The following is a 14241-nucleotide window of genomic DNA, read 5'->3' on the forward strand; positions in this document are numbered from 1 at the left end:
TGTCCCTTGTGGGAGCTGGTGTCAGACAGAGATTTTGAGTAAGCCGCTGGCCCGAATACCAAGCCAGCGGTTCAACGAACCGAATTTGTTAGCACAGGGAGCCTCCCATGCAGCACGAAACACATACCCACGGCATCAACATGTCGGCGTTGGGTCGCGACAAACAGAGCCTGAGTCTCGAGCAGGAAACCGTGGCCATTGAAGTGCCGGGCCTGAGCCTGTTCTACGGCGAGAAACAAGCGCTGTACGACGTCAGCATGAACATCCCGAAACAGCGTGTGACCGCGTTCATCGGCCCGTCCGGCTGCGGTAAATCCACGCTGCTGCGGACCTTCAACCGCATGAACGACCTGGTGGATGGCTGCCGTGTCGAAGGCGCGATCAACCTCTACGGCAACAACATCTACCGCAAGGGCGAAGACGTGGCCGAACTGCGTCGTCGCGTGGGCATGGTGTTCCAGAAGCCGAACCCGTTCCCGAAAACCATCTACGAAAACGTTGTGTATGGCCTGCGCATCCAGGGCATCAACAAGAAGCGCATCCTCGACGAAGCCGTTGAATGGGCGTTGAAAGGCGCGGCGCTGTGGGACGAGGTCAAGGACCGTCTGCATGAATCGGCACTGGGTCTGTCCGGTGGCCAGCAACAACGTCTGGTCATCGCGCGCACCATCGCCGTGGAACCGGAAGTGCTGCTGCTCGACGAACCGTGCTCGGCACTCGACCCGATCTCCACGCTGAAAGTCGAAGAGCTGATCTACGAACTGAAATCGAAATTCACCATCGTCATCGTGACCCACAACATGCAACAGGCCGCGCGGGTTTCCGACTACACGGCGTTCATGTACATGGGCAAACTGGTGGAATTCGGCGACACCGACACCCTGTTCACCAATCCGGCGAAGAAACAGACCGAAGACTACATCACGGGGCGGTACGGCTAGCCGTACAGCTGCAAGCCGCAAGCTTCAAGCGGCAAGAAAGAAGCGGTGCGATATCAGGACTTATACATAACTGCTTGAAGCTTGCAGCTTGAAGCTTGCAACTTTCGCGGAGCGAAACAGATGATTAGTAAAGAAGGCCTTACCCACCACATTTCCGCGCAGTTCAACGCTGAACTGGAGGAAGTGCGCAGCCACCTCCTGGCCATGGGCGGGTTGGTGGAAAAGCAGGTCAACGACGCGGTGACCGCGCTGATCGAAGCCGACTCCGGTCTGGCCCAGCAGGTTCGCGAGATCGACGACCAGATCAACCAGATGGAACGCAACATCGACGAAGAATGCCTGCGCATTCTGGCCCGTCGTCAGCCGGCAGCGTCTGACTTGCGCCTGATCATCAGCATCTCCAAGTCGGTCATCGACCTGGAACGCATCGGTGACGAAGCGACCAAGATTGCCCGCCGCGCCATTCAGTTGTGCGAAGAAGGCGAAGCGCCGCGCGGTTACGTCGAGGTTCGCCACATTGGCGATCAGGTGCGCAACATGGTGCGCGATGCGCTGGACGCGTTTGCCCGTTTCGACGCCGACCTGGCGCTGTCGGTGGCGCAGTACGACAAGATCATCGACCGCGAATACAAGACCGCCCTGCGTGAGCTGGCGACCTACATGATGGAAGACCCACGCTCTATCTCGCGGGTCTTGAGCATTATCTGGGTGTTGCGTTCGCTGGAACGGATCGGCGACCACGCGCGCAATATCTCGGAACTGGTGATTTACCTGGTGCGCGGCACCGACGTGCGTCACCTGGGCCTCAAGCGCATGAAAGAAGAAGTTGAAGGAACAAGCGGTGAAACCGCTAATGTTCCGGGCAAAGCTGACGATAAGTAAGACTGCCCAAGAAAAACGCCCGGTCCTTTGGCCGGGCGTTTTTGTGTGTGGTTTTCGACGTTACTAGCAGCACCCGCGAACGAAAAGTCCCGGCGTGACTGAAGGTTTTTGGCAATGTGCCATCAGCAAAACGGTATGCTTGCCGGGATTTTTTCGAGGGGTGATGGATGAGCAAGATCAGCGTGTTGGTGGTGGACGATGCAGCGTTCATTCGTGACCTGGTAAAGAAAGCCCTGCGCAACTACTTCCCGGGCATTCGCACGGAAGACGCGATCAACGGCAGAAAGGCTCAGGCCATGCTGGCCAAGGAGACGTTCGACCTGGTCCTGTGCGATTGGGAAATGCCGGAAATGTCAGGCCTGGAACTGCTGACCTGGTGTCGCCAGCAGGACCACCTCAAGACCATGCCCTTCGTGATGGTCACCAGCCGTGGCGACAAGGAGAACGTGGTCCAGGCGATTCAGGCCGGCGTTTCCGGCTACGTCAGCAAGCCCTTCACCAACGAACAACTGCTGACCAAGGTCAAGCAGGCGTTGAACAAGGTCGGCAAACTGGACGCCCTGATGAGCGGCGCGCCGGCGAAAATGAACTCGGCCTTCGGCAACGATACCCTCAGCGCCTTGACCGGCGGCAAACCGGCCGTGATCGCACCGACGCCAGCTGCCGCCCCGTCTCGTGGTTTGCTCAACAGCCCACCGGTCAAGGCCCCGGCTGCCGTCGCGCCTGCCAGTGGTCGTGGTCAAGGCCAGCTGCGCTTGCCGAGCGGCATCCAGCAATGCGTGATCAAGGCCTTGAGCATCAAGGAAGCGCTGCTGGTGGTTAAGCGCACCGACACGCTGCCACAAATCCTCGACAGCGCGGTGCTCGACCTGGAGCAGGGCGAGAACGCTGAAATCGCGCGCCTGAACGGTTACCTGCACGCTGTCGTCGCCCATGAGCCGAAACCGGACAGCGACTGGTTGCAACTGACCTTCCGCTTCGTCGACCAGGACGCGCAAAAACTCGACTACATCTCCCGCCTGATTGCTCGTGGTACGGCACAGAAGCACTTCATTCCTGGCGCGTAATCTTCGTCGCCTGATAGTCCGCTTTCGCCAGCAGGCTCCCACACCGGAATGCATTCCCCTGTGGGAGCGAGCTTGCTCGCGATGGGGCCCTCAAAATCACCACATAGCTGGAGCGTGGGAACGATCATTTGAAACATCTGCCGACTCCTTGGGTCCATTGCAGCTGCTAGGCTCACCCCAAGGCCTTACTCGACAGAACCTTGCCCATGCTCGCGCGCCTGCTGTTTTTCTGTGGTCTGTTCATGGCCGCCACTTCGGCGATGGCCGTGACGGTCTACAAGTCCACCGACGCCAATGGCGTGGTCTCCTACAGTGACCGCCCCACGAAAGGCTCCGAGGTGTTCGTTTTTCGAGATCGCATGGATGAGCACCTTGAGCGTCAGGTGTACTTGGTTTTCCTGAAGAAGGACGGCGAGCACAGCGTGTACGTGCGCAATAACCTGTACGCGCCAGTGGAGATCGGCTTGAGTTTCGCCGGGTTGAAAAACGTCAGCGGCGCGCCGGGTAAACCGATTCGCAAGGTATTGCCGGCGCGCAGCAGCGTCCGTGTCGCAGTGCTCACCGCGACTCAGGCCGGAAGGCCGCTCGTGTACACCCCGAAGTTCAAATACGCCTTGGGCAACCCCTCAGGGTCTGCCATGGCCTATCGATACCCGTTCCCCTGGCGAGGCGGTCCGTTTCATGTGAGCCAGGGTGCCGAAGGCGCCTACAGCCACTTCGGGCCGAAGAGTCGCTACGCGATCGACATCGCCATGCCTGAAGGCACGCCGATCATCGCTGCGCGTGGCGGGGTGGTGGTGAAAACCGAGAGCGGGCAAACGGGGCGTGGCACCAATCCGTCGGGCAATTTCGTGCGGGTGCTGCACGATGACGGGACCATGGGCGTGTACCTGCACCTCAAGCAAGGTTCGGTCTGTGTTCGTGAGGGGCAGCGGGTGTCGGTGGGCAGTGCGTTGGCGCTGTCGGGCAACACCGGCAACAGCACCGGGCCGCACCTGCATTTTGTGGTGCAGCGCAATACGGGACTGGGGCTGGTGTCGATTCCGTACCAGTTCAAACAACCGATGGGGGTGTTGCCCAACTTTGTGTTGGGCAAGCAGTGATGTGTTGCCTGTACTGACGCCTTCGCGAGCAGGGTCGCTCCCACAGGTTTTGTGGTTTAGTCGAGCATTAACACCTTGGCCAGAATGATCTTCGGCCCTTTCATCTTCTTGATGATGATCCGCAAACCTTCGACTTCCAGCACTTCTTCCTCTTCCGGCACCCGCTTGAGGCTTTCGTAGACCAGCCCGGCGAGGGTTTCGGCTTCGACGTGATCCAGGTCGATGCCCAACAGGCGTTCGACCTTGAACAGCGGTGTATCACCGCGCACCAGCAGTTTTCCAGGCTGGTACGCGAGGATCCCGCGCTCGGCCTTGCGATGTTCGTCCTGAATGTCGCCAACCAGCACTTCCAGCACGTCCTCCATGGTCAGGTAGCCAATGACGTTGCCATCGGCCTCTTCCACCAGGGCGAAGTGCGAGCCGCCCTTGCGAAATTGCTCCAGCAGCTGCGACAACGGCATGTGCCGCGAGACGCGTTCCAGCGGCCGGGTCAGCTCAGCCAGGTTGAACGACTCGGGGATGTGATCCAGCGCCGCCAGCTCCAGCAGCAGGTCCTTGATGTGCAGCAGGCCGACGAACTCCTGTCGCTCGCTGTCGTACACCGGGTAACGGCTGAATTTGTGGCGACGGAACATCGCCAGGATCTCTTTCAGCGGTGCGTTGAACTCCAGCGTCACCAGGTCTTCCCGGGAATTGGCCCAGTCGACCACTTCCAGCTCGCCCATTTCCACAGCCGAGGCCAATACGCGCATGCCTTGGTCGCTCGGGTCCTGGCCACGGCTGGAGTGCAGGATCAGTTTCAGTTCTTCACGGCTGTAATGGTGCTCGTGATGCGGGCCGGGCTCACCCTGGCCGGCGATGCGCAGGATGGTGTTGGCGCTGGCGTTCAGCAGGTAGATCGCCGGGTACATGGCCCAGTAGAACAGGTACAGCGGCACGGCAGTCCACAGCGACAGCAGTTCCGGTTTGCGGATGGCCCAGGATTTCGGGGCCAGCTCGCCGACCACGATGTGCAGGTACGAAATGACGAAGAACGCGGCGAAGAACGAGACGCCTTTGATCACTTCGGCCGACTGCACGCCAACTGCTTCAAGCATCGGCTCGAGGATGTGCGCGAACGCCGGTTCACCGACCCAGCCAAGGCCGAGGGAGGCGAGGGTGATACCTAACTGGCACGCCGAGAGGTACGCATCGAGCTGACTGTGAACGGTGCGCAGGATATGTCCGCGCCAGCCGTTTTTATCGGCGATGGCCTCGACTCGCGTCGAGCGCAGTTTGACCATGGCAAATTCCGCCGCAACGAAAAATCCGTTGAGCAACACCAGGATCAGAGCAAAGAGAATCATGCCGAAGTCGGCGAATATTGTTGCGAGGGTCAAGCCAGGGGAAGGGTCCATGATGGGGTTTTGCGGGTTCCGTCTATTCAAAAAAAGGGGAGTAATGCGGTGCCTGAAGGGCAGGCACAAGTCAGCCAATGTAGCGGCTGACTCGGTGATTGCCTAGTGACGCGTGCTGGCCGGTATCAGTCAGCGGTTCTCAGGACTTGGGATTTGGCCACCTGAGCCGGGGCAAAGTGGCAGGTGAAGGTGCTGCCGTGGCCTGGCACGCTGCTGATTTCCATCCGCGCGCGGTGGCGCAACAACACGTGTTTGACGATAGCCAGGCCCAGGCCGGTGCCGCCGGTGTTGGAATTGCGGCTGGAGTCGACGCGGTAGAAGCGTTCGGTCAGGCGCGGCAGGTGTTTGCTGTCGATGCCGATCCCGGAATCCTGCACGCTCAGGTGCGCGCCTTGCTCATCGGCCCACCAGCGAATGCGGATATTGCCTTCGGCCGGGGTGTATTTCACTGCGTTGAACACCAGGTTGGAAAACGCACTGCGCAGTTCCGCTTCGCTGCCCTTGAGCATGATCGTCGGGTCGGCTTCCAGGGTGATGCGCTGGTTTTTCTGCCCGGACAGCTGCTGAGCGTCGCTCTTGATCGACTGCAACAGGCTGTCAACGACCACGGGCTGGTTGTCCGACGGGTAATCGGTGGCTTCCAGCTTGGCCAGCAACAGCAAGTCATTGAGCAACGTCTGCATGCGACCGCCCTGTTGCTGCATCTGCTGCAAGGCACGGGTCCAGCGTGGGTTCACTTCATCGACGTTGTCGAGCAGGGTTTCCAGATAGCCACAGATCACCGTCAGCGGCGTGCGCAGCTCATGGGAGACGTTGGCGATGAAGTCTTTGCGCATCTGTTCCAACTGATGGATACGCGTGACGTCGCGCACCAGCATCAAGTGTTCATTGTTGCCGTAGCGGGTGATGTACAGCTGAATGCGCACGCGATCATTGGTCGGCGACGGGATTTCCAGCGGTTCGGCGTAGCTGTCCTGCTCGAAATATTCCTTGAAGCGCGGGTGGCGCACCAGGTTGGTGACCGGCTGACCGCTGTCTTGCGGGGTCTTGAGGCCGAGCAGGGTTTCGGCGGCGAGGTTCCACCATTCCAGGTTGCCGTCGCTGTCGAGCATGACCACCGCGTCTTTCAGCGCGGCGGTTGATTCCTGGATCCGGTCGATCACCGCTTGCAGACGCCCGCGTACCCGTTGGTCGCGACGTTGCAGGTGATAGATGCTGTCGAACACCTCGCCCCACAGGCCATAGCCATCGGGTGGTGCTTCATCGGCTGAGTGCAGGCGTAGCCATTCGTGCAAACGCAGCAGTTGCTTGAGGGTCCAGGCCAGGTAAAGGCCCAGCCCCGCGGCCAGGCTCCAGCCGTAGTAGCCGGTAATCAGGCCGATCACCAGGCAACCGGTGACCAGTAACAGCATGTGGCGAATCAGGGTGCCATGCCAGTTTTGGTTCACGGAAACGTGCGTCCTTGTCAGCTTGTCGGGCGGGTAAGGGCAGGGTCAGGCTTTGGTGGAAAAGCGGTAACCCGTGCCACGCACGGTTTGTACCAGATTTTCGTAGGCATCGCCGAGGGCCTTGCGCAGACGACGGATGTGCACGTCGACGGTACGCTCCTCCACATACACGTTGCCGCCCCAGACCTGATCCAGCAACTGGCCACGGGTGTAGGCGCGTTCCTGATGAGTCATGAAAAATTGCAGCAGGCGGTATTCGGTCGGGCCCATTTCGGCCGGTTTACCGTCGATGGTCACGCGGTGACTGATCGGGTCCAGCAGCAGGCCGCCGACTTCAATCGGCGCTTCGCCATCGGTTGGGCCGGCACGGCGCAACACGGCTTTGAGGCGGGCGACCAGCTCTCGCGGGGAAAACGGTTTGGTGATGTAGTCGTCGGCGCCGACTTCCAGGCCCTGGATCTTGTTGTCCTCTTCGCCCTTGGCGGTGAGCATGATGATCGGGATGTCCCCGGTCAGCTCATCGCGCTTGAGGCGGCGGGCCAATTCGATACCGGAGGTGCCGGGCAGCATCCAGTCGAGCAGGATCAGGTCCGGCTTGCGGTCAACGATGATGGCATGGGCCTGCTGCGAGTTCTCGGCCTCCAGGCAGTCATAGCCGGCCATCTCCAACGCAACGGCGATCATTTCGCGAATGGGCGCTTCGTCGTCGACGATCAGAATGCTCCTGCCAACCATGCCTTAATCCTCTTGTCATTTAACTGTCTTGCGCCGCATTAGATAACGGAATTATTGCAGTCGTGTGACAGTATTTTAGCTGCCCGGCGATTGTCATGATCCTGAACTAAGCTCTAAGTCCGAATCCTGACAACCACAAAAGGAAGGTTTCCATGAAGCAAATCTCACATTCCTTTAAAGCCCTGCTGTTGGCGGCTGCGTTCTCCTTGCCGGGCATAGCCTTCGCGGCTGAGCCGGGCATGATGAAAGGCGACATGATGGTCGACCACAAGGGCATGACCTTGTACACGTTCGACAAGGACACGGGCGGCAAGTCGGTGTGCACCGGTGAATGTGCCAAAAACTGGCCGCCGCTGGAGGCAAAGGCAGGCGACAAGGCTGAAGGGAAATGGACCATTATCAAACGTGACGATGGCATGATGCAGTGGGCGTACAACGGCAAGCCGCTGTATTACTTCATGAAGGATAAGGCTCCCGGAGATATGACGGGCGACAAGATGAAAGACGTCTGGCACGTCGTTCGCGAGCATATGTAGAGATGGTGTAGCCCTGTAGCAGCTGGCGTAGCCTGCGTCCGGCTGCGCAGCAGTCGTAAATCCTGAGTGTGCGGTCCATCTGATACACCGCGTGAGCAGACTTTACGACGGCTGCGCAGCCGGACGCAGCCTTCGGCAGCTGCTACATAAAGCGTGTCCGTCAGCGCAGTGCGTAATCCAGCACGATCCCGACAAAAATCGCCAACCCGGCCCAGTGGTTGTGCAAAAACGCCTTGAAGCAACGCATCCGGTCCTTGTCACGGGTGTACCAGAATTCCCACGCGAAACAGCCTGCCGCCGCCAGCAAACCGAGGTGGAACCAGCCACCGAGCTCGAATGTCGACCCTGCCAGCAACAGGCAGCCCAGCGCCAACCCCTGCAACGTCAGGATGATCACCCGATCCGCATCGCCAAACAGAATCGCCGTGGATTTCACGCCGATCTTGAGGTCATCGTCACGGTCAGTCATCGCGTAATACGTGTCATAACCCACGGTCCAGAGCAGGTTGGCGATCCACAGCAACCACGCCGTCGCCGGCAGTTCACCGGTTTCGGCGGTGAACGCCATTGGCATCCCCCAGGAAAACGCCGCGCCCAGCACCACTTGCGGGTAATAGGTGTAGCGCTTCATGAACGGGTAACTGAACGCCAGCGCCAAACCGCCGAACGACAGCCAGACCGTCGCCGCATTGGTGCACAACACCAGCAGAAAACTCACGCCCATCAACAGCGCGAAGAACACCAGGGCTTCTTTGGAACTGATCCTGCCGCTGACCAAGGGGCGTTGTTCCGTGCGTTTCACGTGGCCATCGACCTTGCGATCCGCCCAGTCATTGATCACGCAACCCCCGGCGCGGGTCAGAATCACGCCCAAGACAAAAATCACCACGTTGGCCAGCGACGGCGAGCCTTTGCCGGCAATCCACAGCGCCCACAGCGTCGGCCACAGCAGCAGATAAATGCCGATCGGTTTGTCCATGCGCGTCAGTTGAATGAAATCCCAGGCCCTAGGGTTCAAACGGTTCAAGGACTTGAGCAGGCTCTGGTACATCAGCAGTTCTCCGGATGGGCGCGAGTGGCGCTCCACAACGTCGGCAGGAAGATTTCGGCCACCAGCACGCTCAGGGCGCCACGGTCGAAACGCGAGCGCCGGCCCCACAGTTCCGATGTCCGGCACTCCATTGGCAACCAGGCTTGAGGGTAGTGACACACCTCGATAGCGCGACGCTGGAACGCATGATCGCAAAACAACAATTCCCCCAGGGAACGGCTGCCCAGTTCGTCCATGTGCAACCCGTCACCCTGCAACGCGCTGCGAGCTGCAACGCTGCGGGCAAACACCCATGCCTCGCCGTGACCGCGCAAATACACCTCGCGCACCCAGCCCTCGCTGCCCTCGGCCAGGTCCAGTGCAGCACATTCGTCGGCGCGCAGTGGTTGCCAGCCTTCGAACAGTGGCGTGACGCTGAAGCGGTCATTCGACAAACGGATCAACCGTCGGGTCAGGGAGCCTTCGTCGAACAGCCAGTCGAGGGTAGACGCGTCGGGGAGGGGCGTGAGTTGGCTTTGGGGGAGCCACAGCGGGGCGTTTGAGTGCGGCACAGTGAGTCATTATTGGCAGCAAATGAGGCGGCGAGCTTACCATGTCAGCCGGCGATTTTGATTGACCGGCCTGCCGTTGCGCCGAACAGGCTTGCATCTGTCGGGCCCGATCAGTACAAAACGCCCTGAGCCGGACGGCAACGCTGCAACCATCGACCGTTCGTGCCGGCAATACGCCTGAATCCTGAGGAAGTAACTGAATGAAAAAGTGGCAATGTGTGGTCTGCGGCCTGATCTATAACGAAGCCGACGGCTGGCCGGACGACGGTATTGCGGCGGGCACGCCGTGGCAGGACGTGCCGGAAGATTGGCTGTGCCCGGACTGCGGCGTGGGCAAGATGGATTTCGAAATGATCGAAATCAACTAAGAATCCAAGGAGTAAGGAATGAACGCACCTGTCGTCATCGTCGGTACCGGGCTGGCTGGCTATAACCTGGCCCGGGAGTTTCGCAAACTCGATAGCGACACCCCGTTGCTGTTGATTACCGCCGATGACGGGCGTTCCTACTCCAAGCCGATGCTCTCCACCGGTTTCGGCAAAAACAAAGACGCCGACGGCCTGAGCATGGCCGAACCCGGCGCGATGGCCGAACAGTTGAAGGCTGAAGTGCGCACCCACACACGCATCAGCGGCATCGATCCGGGCCACAAACGCTTGTGGATCGGTGAAGAGTCGGTGATGTACCGCGACCTGATTCTGGCCTGGGGCGCGGAAACCGTGCGCGTGCCTATCGAAGGTGACGCGGCGGATTGCGTGTTCCCGATCAACGATCTGGAAGATTACGCGCGCTTTCGTGCAGCGGCGGCCGGCAAGCGTCGGGTGCTGTTGCTCGGCGCCGGGCTGATTGGCTGCGAGTTCGCCAATGACCTGAGTCTGGGCGGTTACGAGGTGCAACTGGTTGCACCGTGCGAGCAGGTGATGCCAACCCTGTTGCACCCGGCTGCGGCGGCTGCCGTCCAGGCCGGGCTGGAAAGCCTCGGTGCGCGATTCCATCTCGGGCCAGTGCTCAATCGCTTGCAACGCGTGGCGGATGGCCTGGAAGCGCATCTGTCCGATGGCCAGGTGATCCCTTGCGACGTTGTGGTGTCGGCCATTGGTCTGCGTCCGCGTATCGATCTGGCCGCGGCGGCCGGTGTGCAAGTCAACCGTGGCGTGGTGGTCGACCGTCATCTGAAAACGTCCCATGACAACATCTACGCGCTAGGCGATTGCGCCGAGGTCGATGGGCTGAATTTGCTGTACGTCATGCCCCTGATGAGCTGTGCGAGAGCGCTGGCCCAGACCCTGGCCGGAAACCCTACGCCCGTGAGCTACGGCCCGATGCCGATCACCGTGAAAACCCCGGTGTGTCCGTTGGTGGTCTCGCCGCCGCCACGGGGCAGCGAGGGCGTCTGGACGGTCGAAGGGCAGGGCGGCGACATCAAGGTGTTATGCCGCGATGCCAGCGGAAAACTGCTCGGTTATGCCCTGACAGGCACCGCCGTGATGGAAAAACTGGCCCTCAACAAAGAGCTTCCGGCACTGCTGGCGTAAATACCGGTCGTTCTGTCGGAATCACCCCTCTTTTGCCCCTACAAAGCACGCGCCGAGACTGGCGCGGCTCTTCCTTGCGTGCCATCCTCACTCCCGTCTGCCGCAGAGTAGAGCACCTGCGGCGCTTTGGGCGCTGCTCCACAGAGAGCAGCACGGACATAACAACAAAAAACCGTCAAAGGGGCTTCACTAATATGCGTAAACCAGAACTCGCCGCAGCAATTGCTGAAAAAGCAGACCTCACCAAAGAGCAGGCCAACCGCGTTCTTAACGCCGTTCTCGAAGAAATCACCGGCGCTCTGCATCGCAAGGACAGCGTCACGCTGGTGGGCTTTGGTACCTTCCTGCAACGCCACCGCGGTGCCCGCACCGGCAAAAACCCGCAAACCGGTGAGCCCGTCAAAATCAAGGCCAGCAACACTGTTGCGTTCAAGCCAGGCAAATCGTTGAAAGACAGCGTCAATCCGTAATACGCACCGACTGCCCGCGTCGCGGGAGAGCGGGATAAAAAAATGGGCACGCCAACGAGGTTGGGTGCCCATTTTTTTTATGTGGCGGATCAACTGGCCCGGCTGTGTTTCCTGGCGTGAATCGCCGCCATTTCTGGCTCTGAATACAAGGCGCTGATGGTTTCAGTGCCTTCGAAGGCCAGCACTTTGAAATCGTTGCGAACCGTCGGGATCACAAGGGTGAATTGAGGGGCGTTAGCGGGTGCGAACATGCGCTTATCCTTTTGCTTTTTTAGCTCATCCTTGAGCTGAGAACGGAGAATCTTGTGTTGTCAGAGACGTGTTTGGTCGGTGTAGGCACCTGCACGCTATCAGCGCATCAGAAGGGTGGATGTAGGGCGCAGCCGGAAGCATTGTCCGAAACTTCCTTATTTCAGAATATTGCGCTGCAGTTGCGAGCGAAGTTCATGCAATTGCCCGGTGTATTGCCGAACTTGAGTATCTGCTCCAATTGAAAGTGCTATCGGTTCGATGGCACTTTTTTGTGTATCCATTGTCTGATCGCGTTTTTTTTAAATTTCGGAAACATTTCAGAGCTTTCCTACATTCATCCTTGCTGATTGTTGGCATGCTGCACACCTTCTGCGGGGCGATGGCAGCCAATAATCTGCGTCAAGGTCAACGAGCCGCTCTACCTCAATGGTTTCATGGGTATCACATGAAGGCTTGAATATTAAAACGACATCAGGGGATCCCCCTACACATATAGGGATTTCTCCTACGGTCAATAAACAACACTTCGTCTTGTTGTTTAATCAGATGCTTGCTAGTGGCCATCATTGTGATTACGATGCGCGCACTTGAAAGAGCACGAACTCAATTGGATGAGACTCATCGCAGCTCTTTGATACTGTCCCGCGCTGCTGGAATACTCTTTTGGCGTATGACTGTAATCCTAAATAAAGGCCATGGATGTCCTACTCGAGCAAACTTTCCGCGCATTATCTCGAACTCGCAAAAGTCTCTGTTTCCAAAGAGAATTTCGCGGGCGAGGACGTTCGCTTTTCAAGCGAATATGAAGCCCTGGAAAGCGAGCTGGCGAAAGCCTCGTCCATGCACGAAAGCGGTCAAATCGACTGGCTGAAAATCCGCGAAAACAGCGAAAACCTGCTGCGTACCCAGTCCAAGGATTTGCGCGTTGGTGCCTGGCTGACCTGGGCGTTGTACCAGCGTGAATCGTTTCAAGGACTGCTGGCCGGCCTCGGTTTGCTGCACCATTTGTCAGAACATCACTGGGCCGAAGTCCACCCGAACAAGGCCAGAACCCGCTCCGCCGCGATCAGTTGGCTAGTGCCGCGTCTTGAGCAGGTGCTGACCGAAAACATCGCGATCAAAGAGCAGTTACCGATGTTCCGGCGGCTGGTCGAGCACCTTGAAGGCCTCGATGCCGCTTGCACCGAGCACTTGGGCGACGACGCGCCGTTGCTGCTGCCGATCTCCCGCCGCCTGAAAAACATGGTGCAACGCGCCGCCGACAACCAGCCGGAACCCGGTGTGGTCGGCGCCGCCGTCGCCCAGGTCAAACAAGCTGCTACGCAGTTGTTCACCCCCGGCGCACCGATCGATAACGAAAAAGAAGCCCACAAGGCCCTGCGCGCCCAGCAAGAGAGTGCGCGGCCGTTGTGTGCCTGGTGGTTGAAGCAGAAAGCCACCGACCTGCGCGCCTTGCGCCTCAATCGCACGTTGCTGTGGTTGCCCATCGACGCCGTCCCCGAGCGTAACGCCGAGCAAATCACCGTGCTGCGCGGCTTGCCGGCGGACAAGCTCAAGGCCTATCAGGACCGTTTCGACCAGGCGAAATACGCCGACCTGCTGGTGGAACTGGAGGCGAGCCTGGCGAAGGCGCCGTTCTGGTTCGATGGCCAGCGAATGGCCTGGGAATGCCTTCAGTCCTTGAACGCCGAAATGGCGATGCGCGAAGTGGAAATCCACTTCGCGCTTTTGATTCAGCGCCTGCCCGGCATTATCGAATTGCGTTACCACGATGGTGCGCCATTCGCCGATCCGGCCACCCGCGCCTGGATCAGCGCCCACGTCATGCCGCACCTGCAAACCGCCAGTGCGCCGCGCAAGGTCGAAGTGGCTGACACGCAGCCGGCTTGGGAACTGGCCCTCGAAGAAGTCCTGCCGATTTTGCGCAAGGACGGCCTCAAGGCTGCCGTGCAAATCCTCAAGCAGGGCCTGCAAAGCGCCCAGGGCGGACGCGTTCGATTCTTCTGGCAGTTCGCCCTCGCGCGGCTGTGCTTCATGGCCAAGAAATACGAACTGGCCAAGACCCAGTTAGAGACCCTCGACCAAACATTACAGGACTCAGGCCTGAACGCCTGGGAGCCCGATCTTGCGCTGGAAGTGCTGCATTTACTGCATAGCTGCTGCGAGTTGTTGCCGCAGAACCATGCCGTACGTGAACGCAAGGAAGAGATTTATCGCAGGCTGTGCCACCTCGATCTCGAAGTGGTACTCGAATAGGCCCCCGGGCCACAACC

At 59.3% G+C, this 14241-nt stretch carries 15 protein-coding genes; 9 read left to right on the plus strand and 6 right to left on the minus strand.

The window, feature by feature from the left end; all coding sequences use genetic code 11:
- The first annotated feature begins 107 nt into the window (after positions 1 to 107).
- The 4 genes from pstB (at position 108) to AB4N43_RS17060 (ending at position 3993) form a co-directional block, all read left to right on the plus strand.
- Complete coding sequence (gene pstB, locus AB4N43_RS17045) at positions 108 to 941, plus strand: phosphate ABC transporter ATP-binding protein PstB (protein ID WP_027926300.1); 834 nt, start codon at positions 108 to 110, stop codon at positions 939 to 941.
- A gap of 120 nt (positions 942 to 1061) precedes the next feature.
- On the plus strand, positions 1062 to 1823 hold the full coding sequence (gene phoU / locus AB4N43_RS17050) for a phosphate signaling complex protein PhoU (RefSeq protein ID WP_008150055.1): 762 nt from the start codon (positions 1062 to 1064) through the stop codon (positions 1821 to 1823).
- Positions 1824 to 1990: 167 nt separating this feature from the next.
- Positions 1991 to 2890: a response regulator gene (locus AB4N43_RS17055; protein ID WP_194940494.1), complete on the plus strand. Its 900-nt coding sequence runs from the start codon at positions 1991 to 1993 to the stop codon at positions 2888 to 2890.
- A 206-nt stretch (positions 2891 to 3096) separates the two neighbouring features.
- Positions 3097 to 3993 (plus strand): peptidoglycan DD-metalloendopeptidase family protein, encoded by an 897-nt coding sequence (locus AB4N43_RS17060; protein ID WP_027926302.1) that lies wholly within the window; start codon positions 3097 to 3099, stop codon positions 3991 to 3993.
- A gap of 56 nt (positions 3994 to 4049) precedes the next feature.
- Here the strand turns inward: AB4N43_RS17060 and AB4N43_RS17065 are convergent, their stop codons facing one another.
- The 3 genes from AB4N43_RS17065 to phoB form a co-directional block, all read right to left on the minus strand.
- Entirely contained in the window at positions 4050 to 5390 is a 1341-nt protein-coding gene (locus tag AB4N43_RS17065) for a hemolysin family protein (RefSeq protein ID WP_027926303.1), read from the minus strand.
- A gap of 125 nt (positions 5391 to 5515) precedes the next feature.
- A complete protein-coding gene (phoR, locus tag AB4N43_RS17070) occupies positions 5516 to 6802 on the minus strand; it encodes a phosphate regulon sensor histidine kinase PhoR (protein ID WP_231986536.1) in 1287 nt (428 codons plus the stop codon).
- Positions 6803 to 6883: 81 nt separating this feature from the next.
- Complete coding sequence (gene phoB / locus AB4N43_RS17075) at positions 6884 to 7573, minus strand: phosphate regulon transcriptional regulator PhoB (protein ID WP_007896474.1); 690 nt, start codon at positions 7571 to 7573, stop codon at positions 6884 to 6886.
- Positions 7574 to 7725: 152 nt separating this feature from the next.
- Between phoB and AB4N43_RS17080 the strand changes: the two genes are divergently transcribed.
- Positions 7726 to 8109, plus strand: coding sequence for a COG4315 family predicted lipoprotein (locus tag AB4N43_RS17080; RefSeq protein ID WP_027926305.1), 384 nt, complete (start codon positions 7726 to 7728; stop codon positions 8107 to 8109).
- Between the two features lie 160 nt (positions 8110 to 8269).
- Here AB4N43_RS17080 and ubiA read toward each other — a convergent pair whose 3' ends face one another.
- The gene (gene ubiA, locus AB4N43_RS17085) at positions 8270 to 9160 is read right to left on the minus strand and encodes a 4-hydroxybenzoate octaprenyltransferase (protein ID WP_027926306.1); all 891 of its coding nucleotides are present in this window, start codon (positions 9158 to 9160) and stop codon (positions 8270 to 8272) included.
- Positions 9160 to 9711, minus strand: a complete 552-nt coding sequence (locus AB4N43_RS17090; protein ID WP_027926307.1) for a chorismate--pyruvate lyase family protein — start codon at positions 9709 to 9711, stop codon at positions 9160 to 9162. The genes ubiA and AB4N43_RS17090 overlap by 1 nt, the downstream gene beginning before the upstream one ends.
- A 200-nt stretch (positions 9712 to 9911) precedes the next feature.
- On the opposite strand from AB4N43_RS17090, the gene AB4N43_RS17095 reads away from it, so the two are divergent.
- The 3 genes from AB4N43_RS17095 (at position 9912) to AB4N43_RS17105 (ending at position 11716) form a co-directional block, all read left to right on the plus strand.
- Positions 9912 to 10079, plus strand: coding sequence for a rubredoxin (locus AB4N43_RS17095; RefSeq protein WP_027926308.1), 168 nt, complete (start codon positions 9912 to 9914; stop codon positions 10077 to 10079).
- Between the two features lie 18 nt (positions 10080 to 10097).
- Positions 10098 to 11246 carry an NAD(P)/FAD-dependent oxidoreductase gene (locus AB4N43_RS17100; protein ID WP_027926309.1) on the plus strand — a complete coding sequence of 383 codons (1149 nt, stop codon included), beginning with the start codon at positions 10098 to 10100 and terminating at the stop codon, positions 11244 to 11246.
- 194 nt (positions 11247 to 11440) lie between these two features.
- Entirely contained in the window at positions 11441 to 11716 is a 276-nt protein-coding gene (locus AB4N43_RS17105; protein ID WP_003213368.1) for an HU family DNA-binding protein, read from the plus strand.
- Positions 11717 to 11805: 89 nt separating this feature from the next.
- On the opposite strand, the gene AB4N43_RS17110 is transcribed toward AB4N43_RS17105, so the two are convergent.
- Entirely contained in the window at positions 11806 to 11967 is a 162-nt protein-coding gene (locus tag AB4N43_RS17110; protein ID WP_156428515.1) for a hypothetical protein, read from the minus strand.
- Between the two features lie 700 nt (positions 11968 to 12667).
- Between AB4N43_RS17110 and tssA the strand changes: the two genes are divergently transcribed.
- Complete coding sequence (gene tssA, locus AB4N43_RS17115; protein WP_027926310.1) at positions 12668 to 14224, plus strand: type VI secretion system protein TssA; 1557 nt, start codon at positions 12668 to 12670, stop codon at positions 14222 to 14224.
- The last annotated feature ends 17 nt before the right edge of the window (positions 14225 to 14241 follow it).

This window comes from Pseudomonas sp. S2_B07 (genome assembly GCF_054668435.1).